This is a genomic window from Salipiger marinus, from assembly GCF_900100085.1.
GTDB classification, from domain to species: Bacteria; Pseudomonadota; Alphaproteobacteria; order Rhodobacterales; family Rhodobacteraceae; genus Salipiger; species Salipiger marinus.
This window is the reverse complement of sequence record NZ_FNEJ01000027.1, coordinates 1-15,808: the sequence shown is the minus strand read 5'-3', so window position 1 is coordinate 15,808 and position 15,808 is coordinate 1. Positions and strand designations below refer to the sequence as shown.

The window sequence follows — 15,808 nt, the reverse complement described above, 5'->3', positions numbered from 1 at the left end:
GCAACTTGCCCGGTCCTCGTGACCGGGCTTTTCTTTGGAAAAATCCGATGTCCGCAGATATCGATATCGACCAGATCTTTTGCAAGGACAGCGCCAACCCGCCTTCGGAACGGACGCTGCCATGGGAGGAAACCTGCGACGGCATCACGGTGGTGGTGGAGCCGAAGCCGCATTGGGCGGACGACATGCGCGCCTTCCGTCTCGAAGCCCGCGAATATTGCCGCTACGCCGATTGGACCGCGAACGGCGGTCATGCTCGGTTCTACAGTCATATCGACACCAGCGGTGATGACGTGATGATGAGCGCGCGCGCCATGATCGCCCGCGAGATTGCCGATGGGCTCTGGGACTGAAGGCCCGATCACGTCTGACGGTTGCCGCCACCGTGGACCTGTCATCGGCCTGTATGGCTTCAGTTCCAGCTTCACCACGGTGCCGCTCATTATGTTCGGCATCGGTGTCCGCCCCCGTCCTCGACCACATTCCTGATGGCAGCGTGGCGGCAAGGCTGGCCGGGCGAAGCATCTGCAAGGGGGGATCCGGCGCCTGTCGGATGCAAAACACCACCCCCGCTTCCATTCGCTAACCTTGGTCTGGTCCGTCTCTTTGACATTCAACCCCGGAGGGGTCGGCTTACGCAAACGTGCCGCCCTCGGGGATTCGGAAAAAGTCCGAACGCCGAGGGTGAGTGCAGATCCGGTCAGACACGTCGGGCGCCTGTCGCGCGGGGGATGGTCCCCCGCCTCCAGTGACAGGAGCCAATCCCGATGTCCTATGCAGATGCAACCGCTTTCGCCGCCAGCCTCGCCACCACGCTGATGGTCGTAATCGTCGTGTTCCAGGCCGGGGACGGAACCCACGGCGCCATGCCCGCCGACGAGTTCGACGGCGATGAGGACATGGTGAAGCTGGAACTGGATCCATGGGAGTAAGGCGCGAAAGCGCCTCACCGGACCGTCGGCGGCGCTTCTCCCCCCGTCCCGGCGGTACCTCAGGCGGGCCTCACCCCGCAGCCCGAGGGCCTCTTCGTCCGGCGAGAGACTGCTGAGGCCCGGCCATGACCCGGGAGATCACACTTCGCATTCCGACGTACTCTGGCGTGCTTTTGAGGGGGCAGGCGGTGGTGGCGGGCACCACGACCGAAGGATGGCAGGATAAAAGGGCGCACGGTGCGCGGCGGTTGGGCGGTTGTTTTTGTTCATGTTTTTGCCGCGCTCCGCACCGTGTGGCGCGTGCCTGCACCGTGCGAGATGTGCCTAACACTCTGATCTTTTGCGTTGTTTCGCACTGTGCGGGGATTTCATATGCCCGATGATCGCGAGTTCCGCATCCGCCCGGGGCGTATCCGCTCTACCCGGGCGCAGCAGGCCCGGCCCTTCATCGCACAAGCTCTGGCTGCCGCGAAAAAGGCCGGCGGTGGCGTCTCGCGGGCCGGGCGCGTCACCACGGGCAATCGGTCCCGCTTCGGGCGCGGTCAACGCGCCAGTATTCAGGCCAACCGCCTCATCACCGCCCGCACACGCGGCGCGGTGGTCAAGGCGCGTGTGGTCCGGCACAGCGGGAAATCCGCGCCCCTCGGAGCCCACCTCGATTACCTGCGCCGGGACGGCGTGACCCGGGAGGGGGAGAAGGCCAGGCTCTTCGGGCCGGGAACGGAGGATGCCGATGGCCGGGCCTTTGCCGAGCGGTGTCGCGATGACCGTCATCATTTCCGGTTCATCGTCTCACCCGACGACGCGCCGGACATGTCCGACCTGCAATCCTTCACCCGCGATCTCGTCGGGCGGATGGAGCAGGATCTCGGCACGTCGCTTGACTGGGTCGGCGTCGATCACTGGAACACCGCGCATCCGCACGTCCACCTGATCGTTCGGGGCGTACGCGACGACGGCCAGGATCTCGTGATCTCGCGGGACTACATCAAGGAGGGCATGCGGGACAGGGCACGGGATCTCATCACCCAGGAACTGGGCCCACGCAGCGATCTCGACATCCGCCGCACGCTTGAACGTCAGATCGGGGCCGAGCGCTGGACGCAGCTCGATCGTCAGTTGCTCCGGGATGCCGGGCGTTCCCGCATCCTCGACATGGCGCCGGATGCGGATCGGCAGCCGGATGCGTTTCACGCGCTGAAGGTCGGGCGGTTGCGCCGGCTGGAAGTGCTCGGCGTCGCCGACCAGATCGGACAGTCGCAATGGCACATCAGGGATGATGCAGAGGCAGTCCTGCGGGAGATGGGGGAGCGTGGCGACATCATCAAGCGGATGCATCGGGCGCTGACGGAACGCGGGATCGAGCGCGGGTCCTCGAGTTTCGTCCTTGCCGCAGAGAGCCTCGATGTTCCTGTCATCGGTTGTCTGGTCCAGCGGGGCCTCGATGACGAGCTGAAGGGGACAGCCTATGCCGTCGTCGATGGTGTCGATGGCCGGAGCCACCATATCCGTCTGCCCCATCTCGACGCCGCCGGCGACAGCGCCCCCGGCTCTATCGTGGAACTCCGCACCTATGACGATGCGCGCGGCCAGCGTCGTGTCGCACTGGCACCTCGGTCCGACCTGGAACTTGCTACTCAGGTCACCGCGTCCGGGGCCACCTGGCTCGACCGGCAGGCAATCGCGCGCGCCCCGCTCGCCTTGTCGGACCAGGGCTTCGGTGCCGAGGTCCGGGAGGCCCTGGAAGCCCGGGCCGAGCACCTGGTCACGGAAGGGCTAGGAGAGCGGCGGGACGGCAGGGTGGTCTTTGCCCGGCGCCTGCTCGGAACCTTGCGCGACCGCGAGCTGCAGGCGGTTGGCGCGCAGCTCTCGGGGCAAACCGGTTTGCCGTTCAACAAGGCTGATCCGGGTGACTACGTCAGCGGCATCTATCGCCAGCGTCTCGTGCTGGCTTCGGGCCGTTTTGCCATGATCGAGGGCTTTGGAGCTGACGGCGCGCTCGGCTTCCAGTTGGTGCCCTGGTCTCCGTCTCTCGAAAAGCACCTCGGCCGGGATGTCACCGGCGTCGCGCGCGGGGACAGCGGAGTGGACTGGGACTTTGGCCGCAAGCGCGGTCTTGGCCTTTGATCAACACACCGGAAAGGAGCGACAGTCATGTCCGCGACCAAGATCCTCTGGGGGCAAATCTCTATCGTCTTCCTCATCATTCTGGCCACCACCTGGGGCGCGACGCAATACGTGGCCGCGAGCCTCGGCTATCAGGCACAGCTGGGACCGCCCTGGTTCGAGCTGTTCGGGACGCCCGTCTACTATCCTCCCGCCATCTTCTGGTGGTGGTATTTCTACGAGGCCTACGCGCCGCCGATTTTCGCGACAGGCGGGATCATCGCCGCCTCTGGGGGCTTCATCGCCATCGGTGTGGCCATCGCCATGTCGGTCTGGCGTGCCCGCGAGGCCCGCAACGTTGCGACCTATGGATCAGCCCGATGGGCCGAGAAGGGCGAGGTGAAGGCGGCTGGATTGCTGGACCCGGATGGAGTGGTCCTCGGCCGCTATGAGCGGGAATACCTGCGCCACGATGGGCCGGAGCATGTACTCTGCTTCGCGCCGACGCGATCCGGCAAGGGGGTAGGGCTTGTCGTACCCTCGCTTCTCACCTGGCCCGGCTCGGCCATCGTTCATGACATCAAGGGCGAGAACTGGCAACTGACCGCAGGGTTCCGCGCCCGGCACGGTCGGGTCCTCCTCTTCGATCCGACCAATCCGAACTCCTCGGCCTACAACCCCTTGCTGGAAGTGCGCCGTGGGGAGTGGGAGGTTCGCGATGTCCAGAACATCGCCGACATCCTCGTCGACCCCGAGGGGAGCCTGGAGAGGCGAAACCACTGGGAGAAGACCAGCCACAGCTTGCTCGTCGGTGCGATCCTGCATGTGCTCTATGCCGAGAAGGACAAGACGCTGGCCGGTGTCGCCAACTTCCTGTCCGACCCGCGGCGCCCCGTGGAGGCCACACTCCGCGCGATGATGCGGACGCCGCACCTGGGCGAGGCGGGGCCGCATCCCGTGGTCGCCAGCGCCGCCCGCGAGTTGCTCAACAAGTCCGAGAATGAACGCTCCGGTGTGCTTTCGACGGCGATGTCTTTCCTTGGCCTCTATCGCGACCCCGTGGTCGCGCAGGTCACGCGCCGCTGCGACTGGCGGATCGGTGACATTGTCGGGGGAGTGCGCCCCGTCACGCTGTATCTCGTGGTGCCGCCCTCTGACATCAATCGCACCAAGCCGCTCATCCGGCTGATCCTCAACCAGGTCGGCCGACGCCTGACCGAAGACCTACAGGGTAAGGATGACCGTCATCGGCTGCTTCTGATGCTCGATGAGTTCCCGGCGCTTGGCCGGTTGGATTTCTTCGAGAGCGCGCTGGCCTTCATGGCGGGCTACGGGCTGAAGAGCTTCCTCATCGCCCAGTCGCTGAACCAGATCGAAAAGGCCTACGGCCCAAACAACTCGATCCTCGACAATTGCCACGTCCGGGTGAGCTTCGCGACCAATGATGAGCGCACGGCGAAGCGGGTATCCGACGCTCTCGGCACCGCTACCGAGATGAAGGCGATGAAGAACTATGCCGGGCACCGTCTGGCGCCGTGGCTCAGCCATCTCATGGTGTCCCGATCGGAGACCGCGCGGGCGTTGCTCACCCCCGGAGAAATCATGCAACTGCCGCCGTCCGATGAGATCGTCATGGTGGCCGGCACACCGCCGATCCGGGCGACAAAAGCACGGTATTACAAAGATGCGCGGTTCACCGAGCGGGTCTTGCCGCCACCCGATTTGGGGAATGTGGGCGCTTCGGGGAAGGATGACTGGAGCAGTCTGGCAGTCCCAACGCAGAACGACGAGTTGGAGCCAGTATCCGAGACGGGATCGGAGGATGAGGACCCGACTGCGTCAGAGCGCCGTCTTCAGCCGGAGCTGGCGCAGCCTCGGCCGGTCGACAGGCAGTCCCCCATTGAGAACGAGTTTGAATTCGACCCACCCGAGGATGAGGAGGACGGTGCCATTCGCAATCGCCGCATCATGCAGCAGATGCGCGGTGTCGCGCGGCAGGTCTCCCTCAATCCCGACGACGGCATGGAGCTTTGATCATGACCACCAGCCGCAAGAAGACGAAGATCTCGGTCTACCTCGATCCCGAGGTAATGCAGATGCTGGCAGACTTCGCCGCCCGGCGTGATCGATCCCAGTCGATGGTGGCCGAGGCCGCGATCGCATCCTTCCTCTCTCCGGATGACGGAGAGCGCCGCGAGGCGGTTCTGGCCCGACGCCTGGATCAGATCGACAGGCGGATCACCCGGCTGGAACGCGATGTCGGGATCTCCATCGAAAGCCTGGCGGTGTTCATACGTTTCTGGCTGGCAACAACACCGGCTCTGCCGGAACCCGCAGCCAAGGCGGCTCGGGCCAAGGCAGGGGAGCGTTACGAGGCATTCATCTCGGCTCTCGGTAGACGCCTGGCCCAGGGGCCGAAGCTGCGGCAAGAGGTGTCCGAGGATGTTGATGGCGGGGCAGGTAGCTGAAAAGATGTCACCTGCCGCCGCCGCAGACGTGGGAACTGTAGCCGTGATCAGCATGTCCGGGTTGCTCGCCCCTGAGCGGACCTCCGTGATCACCTCGAATTGCTGCTGCGTTCGCGACAACGGCCATTCGCGGCGGCTGCGAAGGTCCCGATGAGGCTAACGTGCGCTATGCGGGACGAAGGGGCCGTTCAGAGGTCTGAATTCAACGGCCTCTTCAGATACCGACCTTTCGCTGATTTCTTAAGAATCTAGACAGTAAGTATGGCTCGGGTCTGCGAAGCCGCGGCCAAGCCTCCCCCATCGTTCGGCATTGTGATCGGCGACGGTTTGCTTCATATCAGCGGTTGCTGATACCTTATTCCTTCCAAGCATTGATGGCAGGCTATGAGTTCGAAGGATAACCAAGAAAAGCGGCGCCGGAGCGGACGGCCGCTCATGATTTTGCCTATTCTTCTGTTTGGGTTGCTGGGCGTAGTCTTCTACTGGGGCCTCTGGAACAACGACGACCGGTTGCCCTCGACGCTGATCGGAAGACCAATCCCGGAATTCGCGCTCCCGCCCATCGAAGGGCGGCAGGACGGCCTAGCCTCGGCGAACCTGCAAGACCAGGTTTCTCTCGTCAACGTCTGGGCGTCGTGGTGCGTCCCCTGCCGCACGGAGAACCCGCTTCTCGTCGATCTTGCCGAAGCGGGCACCGTTCCGATCTACGGTATCAACTACAAGGACGATGCCGAGGAGGCGCTGGGTTTCCTCGAAGAGCTCGGCGATCCCTTCACCCGCATCGGCGCGGACCGATCAGGCCGCGTTGCGATAGACTGGGGCGTCTATGGAGTGCCGGAAACATACATAATCGACGCCGAGGGGCGCATTGCATACAAGCATGTCGGCCCCTTTGATCAGGCCTCGCTTGAGGAGGACATTCTGCCGGTCGTGCGCCGGTTGCAGGCTGAGAGCGACCCGTGAGGCGACGTGACGTCCTTGCCGGAGTCTTGGCGCTTGCGGCAAGCCCTGCCTCCGCCCGACCACCGATCCCTAATCACGGGACTCCGCGTGATCTCCTGTCGCCGCCTTTCGTGGATGGAGATGGACGGAATCTGACGCTGGCGGACTTCGAGGGACGTGTCGTGCTTCTGAACATTTGGGCGACTTGGTGCCCGCCTTGTCGCGAGGAGATGCCGACGCTCGACGCGCTGCAAGCGCGCCTCGGCGGATCGGATTTTCATGTTCTGCCGCTGTCGATCGATCGGGCCGGTCTCGAACCTGTGCGCCGCTTCTACCGAGAGACCGGCATTCGCAACCTCGATCTCTATATCGCGGAGGATACGCGCGCGATGCTGGCCTTGGCCGTGGTGGGTCTGCCGACAACGATTCTGATCGACCGCATTGGGCGCGAGCGGGGGCGCCTCGCAGGCCCGGCCGAATGGAACAGCCCCGAAGCCGTTGCGCAGATAAGCGCTCTTATTGACGAACGTAAGCAATAGGACATGGAAAAGCACGACGACCGCGCCAGCCGTTCCGCTCCGTGCGCACACGTGGTGGCGGTCTACCGATCAGTTTGGAGATGTGGATTTGATTGAACTTTCCGTTCTTGGACTAATGGCGGCATTGCTGGCCGGTGCCGTTTCCTTTCTGTCGCCCTGCGTGCTGCCGCTCGTGCCCGGCTACGTATCCTACGTTGCCGGACGTACGGTCGCCGGCAGTGCAGCGCCTTCGAAGGGGCGGGCCGTCTGGCTCAGCTTCTGTTTCGTCCTTGGCTTCTCCACGATATTCATCGCGCTTGGGGCCTCTGCCACCGCGCTCGGTCAGACGCTGCTGCAGTGGCGCTACGAACTCAACCTCGTCGGCGGCGCGATCGTGATCCTGTTCGGTCTGTTCATGATCGGGGCAGCGCGCCTGTCGGCCATGGAGCGCGACCTGCGTTTCCATCTCGACCTGCCGGGCGGGCAACCGGTCGCCTCCTACGTGCTCGGACTCGCCTTCGGTTTCGGCTGGACACCGTGCATCGGGCCGATCCTCGGTGCCATCCTAACCGCCAGCGCGACAAGCGCGACGATTGGCGAGGGCGTCGCATTGCTTGCCGTCTACTCGGCCGGCCTTGGGATCCCGTTTCTGGTCGTCGCGGGGTTCACCGACAGTATTGCCGGCAGGCTGCGCGGCATCGGTCGTTGGGGTCGCCGCCTGCATCAGGCTGCGGGCGGCGTCATGATCCTGATGGGCCTGGCGATGATGACCGGGCGGTTGAGCGCACTGGCCTACTGGCTGCTGGACACCTTCCCTGTCCTTGCGCGGATCGGGTGAACAGATGCGACTGTACGAGAAACATATCCTCCCTCGGCTGACGCATCTGGCGATGGGCCAGGATCAACTTCTTCCCTACCGGCGCCGCGCCATCTCCGGGCTGCATGGGCGTGTGCTGGAGATCGGAATCGGCTCGGGCCTGAACATTGCGCTCTACCCCGAGGCCGTGCGCCAGATCATCGGTATTGATCCGTCGCCCGAACTCCTCTCTCGGGCCGCGCAAACCTCCCATGGACTGATGCCCGCGGCCGAGATGATCGAGGGCGTGGCCGAAGCATTGCCGCTCGAAGATCGCAGCGTCGATTGCGTCGTCGCCACCTGGACACTCTGCAGCGTTTCGGAACCGGAGAAGGCTCTCGCCGAGATCCGGCGCGTTCTCAAGCCGGATGGCGTCTTCCGCTTCGTCGAGCATGGCCTGGCGCCCGGACCCCGTATCCGGCGCTGGCAACGCTGGCTGACGCCTGTCTGGAAACACTGCGCCGGGAACTGCCATCTTGACCGCCCGACGGCCGACTTGATCGAGACAAGCGGCTTCCGCATGGAGCGGCTCAACACCGGTTACGCGACAGGTCCGAAGCCCTTGGTTTTCATGTATGAGGGACAAGCTCGCCTCTACTGAGGAAGCTTGGAAACAGGACAATCTCGGCTTTCGATCCGTGGCGCAACTGATGGCAAGGTAGCCAATTCTCGCCTCGAACTTTCGCCGAAAATTTTGCGGTGATGAGGTGTTATGAGCAGTCATCAAGATAACCGGCAGGCCAATCTGACGCGCGGCATCCGGGTCGAGATCGCCAGCCTCGTCTACAACATCATCGAGGTCGTCGTATCCGTCACCGTGGGACTTCTGACCGGCAGCGCAGCGCTGGTGAGTTGGGGCCTCGACAGTACGGTCGAGGCCACCTCGGCTGCGACTCTGATCTGGCGCTTGAAGAGTGAGGTGGACGGTGCCGACAAGCGCACGGTCCTGCACCGCAAGAAGGTCGCGCTCTACGTGGTTGCCTGTGCCTTCTGGATCGTCGTCGCGGCGATCCTCTACGAGGCGGTCTCCGCCTTCATTTCGCAGAAGGCGCCGGGCTTCAACTGGTGGGGTATCGCGATTCTGGGTGCTTCGCTCGTGGCCAACCCGTTCCTCGCCTGGGGCAAGTATCGCTACGGCAAGCGGCTCGATGCGCCCGCCCTGAAGTACGATGCCAAGGACACCATGATCTGCCAGTATCAGACGATCGTGGTGTTGGCCGGGATCGGTCTGACGCAATGGATGGGCTGGTGGTGGGCCGACCCGGTGGCGGCGCTTCTGATCGTGCCCTACGTTGCATGGGAGGCGTTCGAGGCCACGAAGGATGCGCGGTCGGTCGATCCGGACGAGGGCGAAGCTACTGCCGAGGCCTGACGTTACGCATGATGAACCGAGATTTGGGCATGGGCGGCAGTTCTCCGGTTTCCAGATCCAGATCCTGATCCGGCACTTCGTAGTCGATGGCGTTCACGAAGAAACTGCAAAACGCCTTCATCTGGCTGATCGCGATCCACTCGCCCGGACAACGGTGGTTCCTGTGGTGATCGCCACCGCCCTGCGGAATGAACTCGTAGGGAGTGACCTCCCGATCGTGAAACCGCTCGGGCCGGAACTCTTGCGGCGCGTCCCACGAACGAGCGTCGGTATTCGTGCCGTAGAGGTCGAGCAGAACCCTGTACCCTTTGGGAAAGCGATATCCGCGCCACTCGAAATCGCTCTTCACCCGTGCCGCAACCGCGGGAAAGAACGGATACAGACGGCGGACCTCTTGCACGAAAGGTTCGAGCTGTCCCTCGTCGTCCTTCAGCTTTTGCCGCCACTCGGGATGCCGATGTAAAGCATGCGCCGCCTGAACTATGAACACGGATACCGCGACGGTCGGGCGCAGGACATTCAACAGCTCTACGGCGGCCACCCTGGGGGTCAACAACTCCCCATCGAGATCGCGCCATGTCGCGATGATATGAAGGGCACTTTCCTGCGTCGGCTGAAGCTCACCATCGCGGACCTGTTGGATTAGCCGTGCTGCCCATTTTTCCAGGCGGTGGCGCGCCAGACGCGCGCGCCAGTGTTTGGGGCCAAGGGCCCCGGCGTCCTGAAAAAGCGCTGTAAGCTGCGCCCTTCGGGTCGCCACCTCAGCTTCATCAAGCGGCACCCTGGCCCAGGCGCAGACAGCTCTTGTGAGCATTTCGCGCACTTCGTCATAGAGGACGACCTCGTTCCTCGCCTCCCAGTCCGGCGCATATTTGTCCAACATGTGAAGCGACGTGCCCTGAAGCGCGGCGATCCGCTCGGTCCCCATGAGTGACATGAACATCTTCTTGCGGTGCTGGTGGGCAGCGCCGTCCAATCCCTGAACGCCGCCTTCGCCCAGCAGGGTCTTCTGTATGCGGCCCGGCATCGAGCCCGCGCGGATCAGTTTATCCTCGGAATAGAAAACTTCCGCTGCCGCCGCGCCGGTCATGCAGATCGTCTCTTGAAGGAGGATGCGGGTTTCGAACAGGTCTGTGTCGAGTGCGCGGCAGGTCTCCGAGATGAACCCATATGGGTTGCGCAGCAGGGCGAGTGTGCTGTCAAAGCCTTTCGCAGATGGTATGCCGAACATGGGTTACACCCCCGTTGTGTTTTCCTTGCGTTCACTCTGACCAGGCTTGTCCTTCGCAGAGCGGAAGCTGTCCCAGAACAGCAGGGCTGCGCCGCAGAAAATCGTTACGTCCGCGAGATTGAAGGACGGCCAGTGGTATGATCCGTAATGGAAGTCGAGAAAGTCAGGAACGGCCTGATAGCGTACGCGGTCAAGAATATTGCCGAGTGCGCCGCCGATGATCAGACCGAGAGCGGCAGCTGTCAGCCTGTCCGGCGCGCGCCATAACCAGATCAATAGCCATGCCACGATCACGCCAGCAAGCGCGATGAGACCCCACCACGGTACGAACCCGCCGAGCATACCGAAGCTGACCCCATCGTTCAGAACCCGCACGAGGTTAAGAAAGGGTAAAACCTCGACCCCGCTCTCGAGCGCCGGTGTGGTCAGGGCGAGCGCCTTGGTGCCCTGATCGAGACCGAGCGCTGCGATTGCGCAGAGCCCACCGAGAACGCGACCGTTCATGCCGTCGCCTTCAGATCGCCCCGCGCGTCGCGGATGATGGCCCAAGCGGAGTGCAGGAACAGTCCGGCGATACCGAAGGCGACGATAAGGTCGGGCCACGCGCTGCCCAGCCACGCCACGAGACCGGCGGCGATGACGACCGCCGCATTGCCGATGGCGTCGTTGCGCGAGAATAGCCAGACGGCCCGCATGTTCGCGTCGCCCTTGCGGAACCGCAGCAGCGGCAGAACGGAGATGACGTTGACGACAAGGGCGATCATGCCAAGCAGGCCCATTAGACCTGCATCCGGCGTCGTCCGTTCGAAGACTCGCACGATGGTCGTGCCGAGGACGCCAAGGCCGAGCAGGCCGAGGAAGATGCCTTGGATCAAGGCCGACCGTGCCCGCCAGGCGAGGCTCCAGCCGATGGCCAGCAGGCCGAGGAAGGTGATCGCGCCATCGCCGATGAAATCGAGCGCATCGGCCTTCACGGCCTGCGATCCGGAAATGAAACCGCCGATCATTTCGAGGACCCCGTATCCCACGTTCAGGATCACGACGATCCAGAGGGCACGGCGGTAGGCCGGGTCCTGATGGGCAGGATTCGGCGGAATGTCTTCATCGCCCTCGATCCGGTCGAAGCCATAGCCTGTCACCGCGACTGCCTTTTCGATGTCCGGCAGGCGCACTTCGGGTGCAGTCAGTGTCATGATGTGCGTCGCGGCCGACACTTTCACATCGCCGGGCGCGACCCCGGCTGCCTGTGCCGCCCGCTCGATCTGCGCGGCATCCTTGGCGCAATCCATACCGGAAACCCGGTAACGGACGGGCGGGACATCTGCCGTCGATCCGGCATTTTCGGTGTTGGCCATGGTCGCGCTATTCCTGCTAGGATGAATCGAAGAACAACATATCAGCGAGGAGTGATATGGCGCAATTGGTCGATGACCGCAAGAGCGCAACCATCGAGCGACGGGCGAAGCTGTTCCGCGGCTTCGCGGACCCGAGCCGCCTGGCCATCCTCGGTGCACTTTGCAACGAGCCATTGGCCGTTCACGAGCTCGTCGAGCGGACGGAACTATCGCAACCCAACGTCTCCAACCATCTGAGGTGCCTGCTGGAGTGCGGGCTTGTCGCCAGCGATCGCGATGGGCGTTTCATCCGCTATCGTATCAGCAGCCCGCGCATCACGGTCCTTCTGAACGATGTGGACGCACTTCTCGACGTGGTCGCAAAGGGTGTTGAGGCGTGTGACAATTATCGTGAGGCGTGAGTCAGAACGGACGGCCGGTCGACTCGGCGCAGATCGGTTGGAAAGATGTTGTCCGTGTGCAGGGTCCGACCGGAATCCTGCTGAGGTTCGACAAGCTGGCTTCGGAAGAGACACCATTCATGTATCACTGCCACATCCTCGAACACGAGGATGCGGGCATGATGGGGCAGTTTACGGTCACATAACAGGACCCCACCCGCTCGACACCGGGCGTCGTCAAGAGCTTACGTCTTCTTGCGGCGTTCTATCAGGTGCCGGTGTCGCCTTGTTGAAACGCATTACGGAGTATGTCTAGACCCGAACGGAGAACACCTCGCTAAGCTGCGGGTCCGCCGAAGCGGCCGTCCAGTCGCTCGGCAGCATTCGTCAAAAAGGGCTCCGAGCGGTCATGCGGAGATGCGGCAACGCCCCGGTTTTATCGTCCGGTGGAATGGCCGCTATCAACAAAACGTCCATCTCGGTTCGCAGGTGCGGAGAACGGCCGGTCTTCGCCCGAAACCGCCATGTTCTCATGACGGTGGCCGCGACGCCTTCCTCCTAGAGTGGATCTGAGGATCATTCCGCCGTTTTCCTGTCTTTGCACGCCACGCTACTACGCCCCGCGGAAACCTGTTGAGCCGTAGGCATTTACGACTTTCTTAATCGACCCCGATCCAGGGCCGCCTGTTGGAGGCGCCCGTAAGGGAACGGGGCCGGCATGGCAAAGAACGATCAGAGACCAGAGGTGATCCGGAGAGGCGCGCGGATGCTGCGCACCGCGCTCGGGCCGGCGATCGCCGGGTTTCTGGACGACCCCATGATCGTCGAGGTGATGCTCAACCCCGATGGGCGGCTCTGGATCGACCGACTTTCCGAGGGGCTGGCAGACAGCGGCAAGACGCTCAGCGCAGCCGATGGCGAGCGCATCGTTCGGCTGGTCGCCCATCATGTTGGCGTCGAAGTTCATAGCCAGTCCCCGCGAGTCTCTGCGGAGCTTCCGGAAACAGGCGAGCGTTTCGAGGGGCTCCTGCCACCCGTCGTCGCAGCCCCGGCCTTCGCCATCCGCAAGCCCGCTGTCGCTGTGTTCACGCTCGACGACTATGTCTCTGCTGGGATCATGACCCCGACGCAGGCCGAGGCGCTGCGCCAAGCAGTTGCGACCCGTGCCAATATCCTGGTGGCTGGTGGGACCTCGACCGGCAAGACCACGCTGACCAATGCGCTGCTCGCCGAGGTGGCCAAGACCTCTGATCGCGTCGTGATCATCGAGGACACCCGAGAACTGCAATGCGCCGCGCCGAACCTCGTGGCGATGCGTACCAAGGACGGTGTTGCCAGCCTGTCCGACCTGGTGCGCTCCTCGCTGCGTCTGCGCCCCGATCGTATTCCGATCGGTGAGGTGCGTGGCGCCGAGGCGCTGGACCTTCTCAAGGCCTGGGGCACGGGACATCCCGGCGGCATTGGCACCATCCATGCCGGTACCGGGATCGGCGCGCTGCGTCGTCTCGAACAGCTCATCCAGGAAGCCGTCGTCACCGTGCCCCGCGCCATGATCGCGGAGACCATCGACTTCGTCGCTGTATTGGCCGGTCGAGGGTCCGCACGGCGTCTGGCTGAACTCGCCCGCGTCAAGGGCCTCGGGCCGGACGGCGACTACCGGATTTCACCTGTCATTTCAGAACCCACTACTCACGAACCAGGAGACCTCGAATGATCCGTCACACCCTGCGCATTCGGCGCCACATCGCCACTGCGGCCACCGCCACCTATGTCAGCCTGTTCATCGCCCCGGCCGCTCATGCCTCCGGTTCTTCCATGCCCTGGGAAGCGCCTCTGCAATCCATCCTCGACTCCGTCGAGGGGCCGGTGGCCAAGATCGTGGCGGTGATCATCATCATCGTCACCGGTCTGACGCTGGCCTTCGGCGATACCGGCGGTGGCTTCCGGCGGCTGATCCAGATCGTATTCGGGATTTCCATCGCCTTTGCGGCCTCGTCCTTCTTCCTGAGCTTCTTCAGCTTCGGTGGCGGAGCGCTGATCTGATGGCGGTGAGTTTTGAGGCCCTCGACGCGGTGCCGGGGTTCAGCGTGCCGGTTCACCGTGCGCTGACCGAGCCGATCCTGCTCGGCGGCGCACCGCGCTCGGTTGCCATTCTGAATGGCACGCTCGCCGGTGCGGTCGGCCTCGGGCTTCAGCTCTGGCTTGTAGGGATCCTGATCTGGGCCGTCGGCCACATCGCTGCTGTCTGGGCGGCCAGGCGCGATCCGCTCTTCGTCGAGGTCGCCCGCCGCCATTTGCGCATTCCCGGTCATCTCTCGGTGTGAACTCCCATGATGAAACTCGCAGAATACCGCCGCACCGCGTCGCGTCTTGCCGACTACCTGCCCTGGGTGGCGCTGGTCGGGGAGGGCGTGGTCCTCAACAAGGACGGCTCGTTTCAGAGGACAGCGAAGTTTCGGGGTCCCGATCTCGACAGCGCCGTCGCGGCCGAACTGGTCGCGGTGGCGGGACGGCTGAACAACGCCTTCCGCCGGCTCGGTTCCGGGTGGGCGATTTTTGTTGAAGCACAGCGCTCTGAGGCTGCCACCTATCCGGCAAGCATCTTCCCGGATGCGGCATCGGCGCTGGTCGATGCCGAGCGCAAGGCCGATTTCGAAGAGGAGGGGAGCCACTTCGTATCCGGCTATTTGCTGACCCTCCTCTGGCTCCCGCCCGCCGAGGATGCAGCACGTTCAGAATCCTGGCTCTATGAGGGCCACGAAACCTCGGGTGTGAACCCCTGGGAACAGGTGCGCGGCTTCATCGACCGTACTGATCGCGTACTGGCGCTGCTCGACGGCTTCATGCCGGACTGCCACTGGCTCGATGACGCCGCTACGCTGACCTACCTGCATTCGACGATTTCGACCAACCGGCATCGCGTGCGCGTGCCCGAGGTGCCGGTCTATCTCGACGCGCTCTTGCCCGACCAGCCGCTGGCCGGTGGGCTGGAGCCGCGTCTGGGCGATCATCATCTCCGTGTCCTGACGATCACCGGCTTTCCCGGCGCCACGACCCCGGGCCTGCTCGACGAGTTGAACCGGCTGGCCTTTCCCTATCGCTGGTCGACCCGGGCCATCCTCATGGACAAGCTGGATGCGACGAAGCTGCTGACCCGGATACGCCGTCAGTGGTTTGCCAAGCGTAAGAGCATCGCCGCGATCCTCAAGGAGGTGATGACCAACGAGCAATCCGCGCTGGTCGATACCGATGCCGCGAACAAGGCCGCTGACGCAGATATCGCCCTGCAGGTGTTGGATGTCACTGAGAACTGACCCAGCATTGTCATCGAGATTTGACCCGCCTGTCAGTATGTCGGTCGGTTCATGATGGGGTCAACATTGGCGTCTCCTTCCTCTTCTTTTTCGCGGTCTCCGAGCTGGCCTTGAAGCGATAGCTGTCGTTTCCGGTTTCCAGGATGTGGCAGCGGTGTGTGAGGCGATCGAGGAGCGCGGTGGTCATTTTGGCGTCACCGAAGACGCTGGCCCATTCGCTGAAGCTCAGGTTCGTGGTGATCACGACGCTTGTGCGCTCGTAGAGCTTGCTGAGGAGGTGGAACAGCAAGGCGCCGCCCGAGGCGCTGAACGGCAGGTATCCGAGCTCGTCGAG

The 15,808-nt window shown here is 63.5% G+C and carries 19 protein-coding genes and 1 pseudogene; 16 read left to right on the top strand and 4 right to left on the bottom strand.

From position 1 onward, the window contains the following. Positions 1-47 precede the first annotated feature (47 nt). The 10 genes from BLR51_RS22470 (at position 48) to BLR51_RS22430 (ending at position 9,194) form a co-directional block, all read left to right on the top strand. A complete protein-coding gene (locus BLR51_RS22470) occupies positions 48-353 on the top strand; it encodes a hypothetical protein (RefSeq protein ID WP_089851205.1) in 306 nt (101 codons plus the stop codon). A 414-nt stretch (positions 354-767) separates the two neighbouring features. Next, the gene (locus BLR51_RS27225) at positions 768-932 is read left to right on the top strand and encodes a hypothetical protein (RefSeq protein WP_009573755.1); all 165 of its coding nucleotides are present in this window, start codon (positions 768-770) and stop codon (positions 930-932) included. 372 nt (positions 933-1,304) lie between these two features. Beyond that, positions 1,305-3,059, top strand: a complete 1,755-nt coding sequence (locus BLR51_RS22465; protein ID WP_089851203.1) for a relaxase/mobilization nuclease domain-containing protein — start codon at positions 1,305-1,307, stop codon at positions 3,057-3,059. A 27-nt stretch (positions 3,060-3,086) separates the two neighbouring features. Continuing rightward, complete coding sequence (locus tag BLR51_RS22460; protein ID WP_085816333.1) at positions 3,087-5,072, top strand: conjugal transfer protein TraG; 1,986 nt, start codon at positions 3,087-3,089, stop codon at positions 5,070-5,072. Positions 5,073-5,074: 2 nt separating this feature from the next. Then, the gene (locus BLR51_RS22455; RefSeq protein WP_043870020.1) at positions 5,075-5,506 is read left to right on the top strand and encodes a hypothetical protein; all 432 of its coding nucleotides are present in this window, start codon (positions 5,075-5,077) and stop codon (positions 5,504-5,506) included. Between the two features lie 384 nt (positions 5,507-5,890). Further along, positions 5,891-6,469 carry a DsbE family thiol:disulfide interchange protein gene (locus BLR51_RS22450; protein ID WP_236549773.1) on the top strand — a complete coding sequence of 193 codons (579 nt, stop codon included), beginning with the start codon at positions 5,891-5,893 and terminating at the stop codon, positions 6,467-6,469. Beyond that, on the top strand, positions 6,466-6,987 hold the full coding sequence (locus BLR51_RS22445; protein ID WP_035746432.1) for a TlpA family protein disulfide reductase: 522 nt from the start codon (positions 6,466-6,468) through the stop codon (positions 6,985-6,987). The genes BLR51_RS22450 and BLR51_RS22445 overlap by 4 nt, the downstream gene beginning before the upstream one ends. Positions 6,988-7,102: 115 nt before the next feature. After that, on the top strand, positions 7,103-7,804 hold the full coding sequence (locus tag BLR51_RS22440; RefSeq protein ID WP_373282748.1) for a cytochrome c biogenesis CcdA family protein: 702 nt from the start codon (positions 7,103-7,105) through the stop codon (positions 7,802-7,804). Between the two features lie 4 nt (positions 7,805-7,808). Next, the gene (locus tag BLR51_RS22435; protein ID WP_067631010.1) at positions 7,809-8,423 is read left to right on the top strand and encodes a class I SAM-dependent methyltransferase; all 615 of its coding nucleotides are present in this window, start codon (positions 7,809-7,811) and stop codon (positions 8,421-8,423) included. A 111-nt stretch (positions 8,424-8,534) separates the two neighbouring features. Then, on the top strand, positions 8,535-9,194 hold the full coding sequence (locus tag BLR51_RS22430) for a cation diffusion facilitator family transporter (RefSeq protein ID WP_082849320.1): 660 nt from the start codon (positions 8,535-8,537) through the stop codon (positions 9,192-9,194). Here the strand turns inward: BLR51_RS22430 and BLR51_RS22425 are convergent. Genes BLR51_RS22425 through BLR51_RS22415 form a run of 3 tightly spaced genes read right to left on the bottom strand, consistent with a single transcriptional unit; the run spans position 9,178 to position 11,780 of the window. Continuing rightward, the gene (locus BLR51_RS22425) at positions 9,178-10,425 is read right to left on the bottom strand and encodes a cytochrome P450 (protein WP_089851199.1); all 1,248 of its coding nucleotides are present in this window, start codon (positions 10,423-10,425) and stop codon (positions 9,178-9,180) included. The two genes, BLR51_RS22430 and BLR51_RS22425, sit on opposite strands and share 17 nt — an antisense overlap. Before the next feature lie 3 nt (positions 10,426-10,428). Next, positions 10,429-10,929 carry a signal peptidase II gene (gene lspA, locus BLR51_RS22420; protein ID WP_035714444.1) on the bottom strand — a complete coding sequence of 167 codons (501 nt, stop codon included), beginning with the start codon at positions 10,927-10,929 and terminating at the stop codon, positions 10,429-10,431. Beyond that, positions 10,926-11,780: a cation efflux transmembrane domain-containing protein gene (locus BLR51_RS22415; protein WP_089851198.1), complete on the bottom strand. Its 855-nt coding sequence runs from the start codon at positions 11,778-11,780 to the stop codon at positions 10,926-10,928. The genes lspA and BLR51_RS22415 overlap by 4 nt, the downstream gene beginning before the upstream one ends. Positions 11,781-11,836: 56 nt before the next feature. Between BLR51_RS22415 and BLR51_RS22410 the strand changes: the two genes are divergently transcribed. The 6 genes and pseudogenes from BLR51_RS22410 to BLR51_RS22385 form a co-directional block, all read left to right on the top strand. Then, positions 11,837-12,181: an ArsR/SmtB family transcription factor gene (locus BLR51_RS22410; protein ID WP_089851196.1), complete on the top strand. Its 345-nt coding sequence runs from the start codon at positions 11,837-11,839 to the stop codon at positions 12,179-12,181. Continuing rightward, on the top strand, positions 12,178-12,366 hold the full coding sequence (locus BLR51_RS22405) for a multicopper oxidase domain-containing protein (protein ID WP_035746442.1): 189 nt from the start codon (positions 12,178-12,180) through the stop codon (positions 12,364-12,366). Before BLR51_RS22410 ends, BLR51_RS22405 begins: the two co-directional genes overlap by 4 nt. Before the next feature lie 560 nt (positions 12,367-12,926). Next, positions 12,927-13,874, top strand: coding sequence for a P-type conjugative transfer ATPase TrbB (gene trbB / locus BLR51_RS22400; RefSeq protein WP_425352949.1), 948 nt, complete (start codon positions 12,927-12,929; stop codon positions 13,872-13,874). Next, positions 13,871-14,203, top strand: coding sequence for a TrbC/VirB2 family type IV secretion system protein (locus tag BLR51_RS22395; RefSeq protein WP_043870011.1), 333 nt, complete (start codon positions 13,871-13,873; stop codon positions 14,201-14,203). The genes trbB and BLR51_RS22395 overlap by 4 nt, the downstream gene beginning before the upstream one ends. Next, positions 14,203-14,484 carry a VirB3 family type IV secretion system protein gene (locus BLR51_RS22390; RefSeq protein ID WP_009573786.1) on the top strand — a complete coding sequence of 94 codons (282 nt, stop codon included), beginning with the start codon at positions 14,203-14,205 and terminating at the stop codon, positions 14,482-14,484. The genes BLR51_RS22395 and BLR51_RS22390 overlap by 1 nt, the downstream gene beginning before the upstream one ends. Before the next feature lie 6 nt (positions 14,485-14,490). Further along, positions 14,491-15,456: pseudogene (locus BLR51_RS22385) on the top strand (conjugal transfer protein TrbE); the annotation flags it as partial. A gap of 67 nt (positions 15,457-15,523) precedes the next feature. Here the strand turns inward: BLR51_RS22385 and BLR51_RS22380 are convergent. Then, positions 15,524-15,808, bottom strand: a 285-nt coding sequence (locus BLR51_RS22380) for an ATP-binding protein (RefSeq protein WP_165616902.1), incomplete at its 5' end; no start/stop codon positions are given.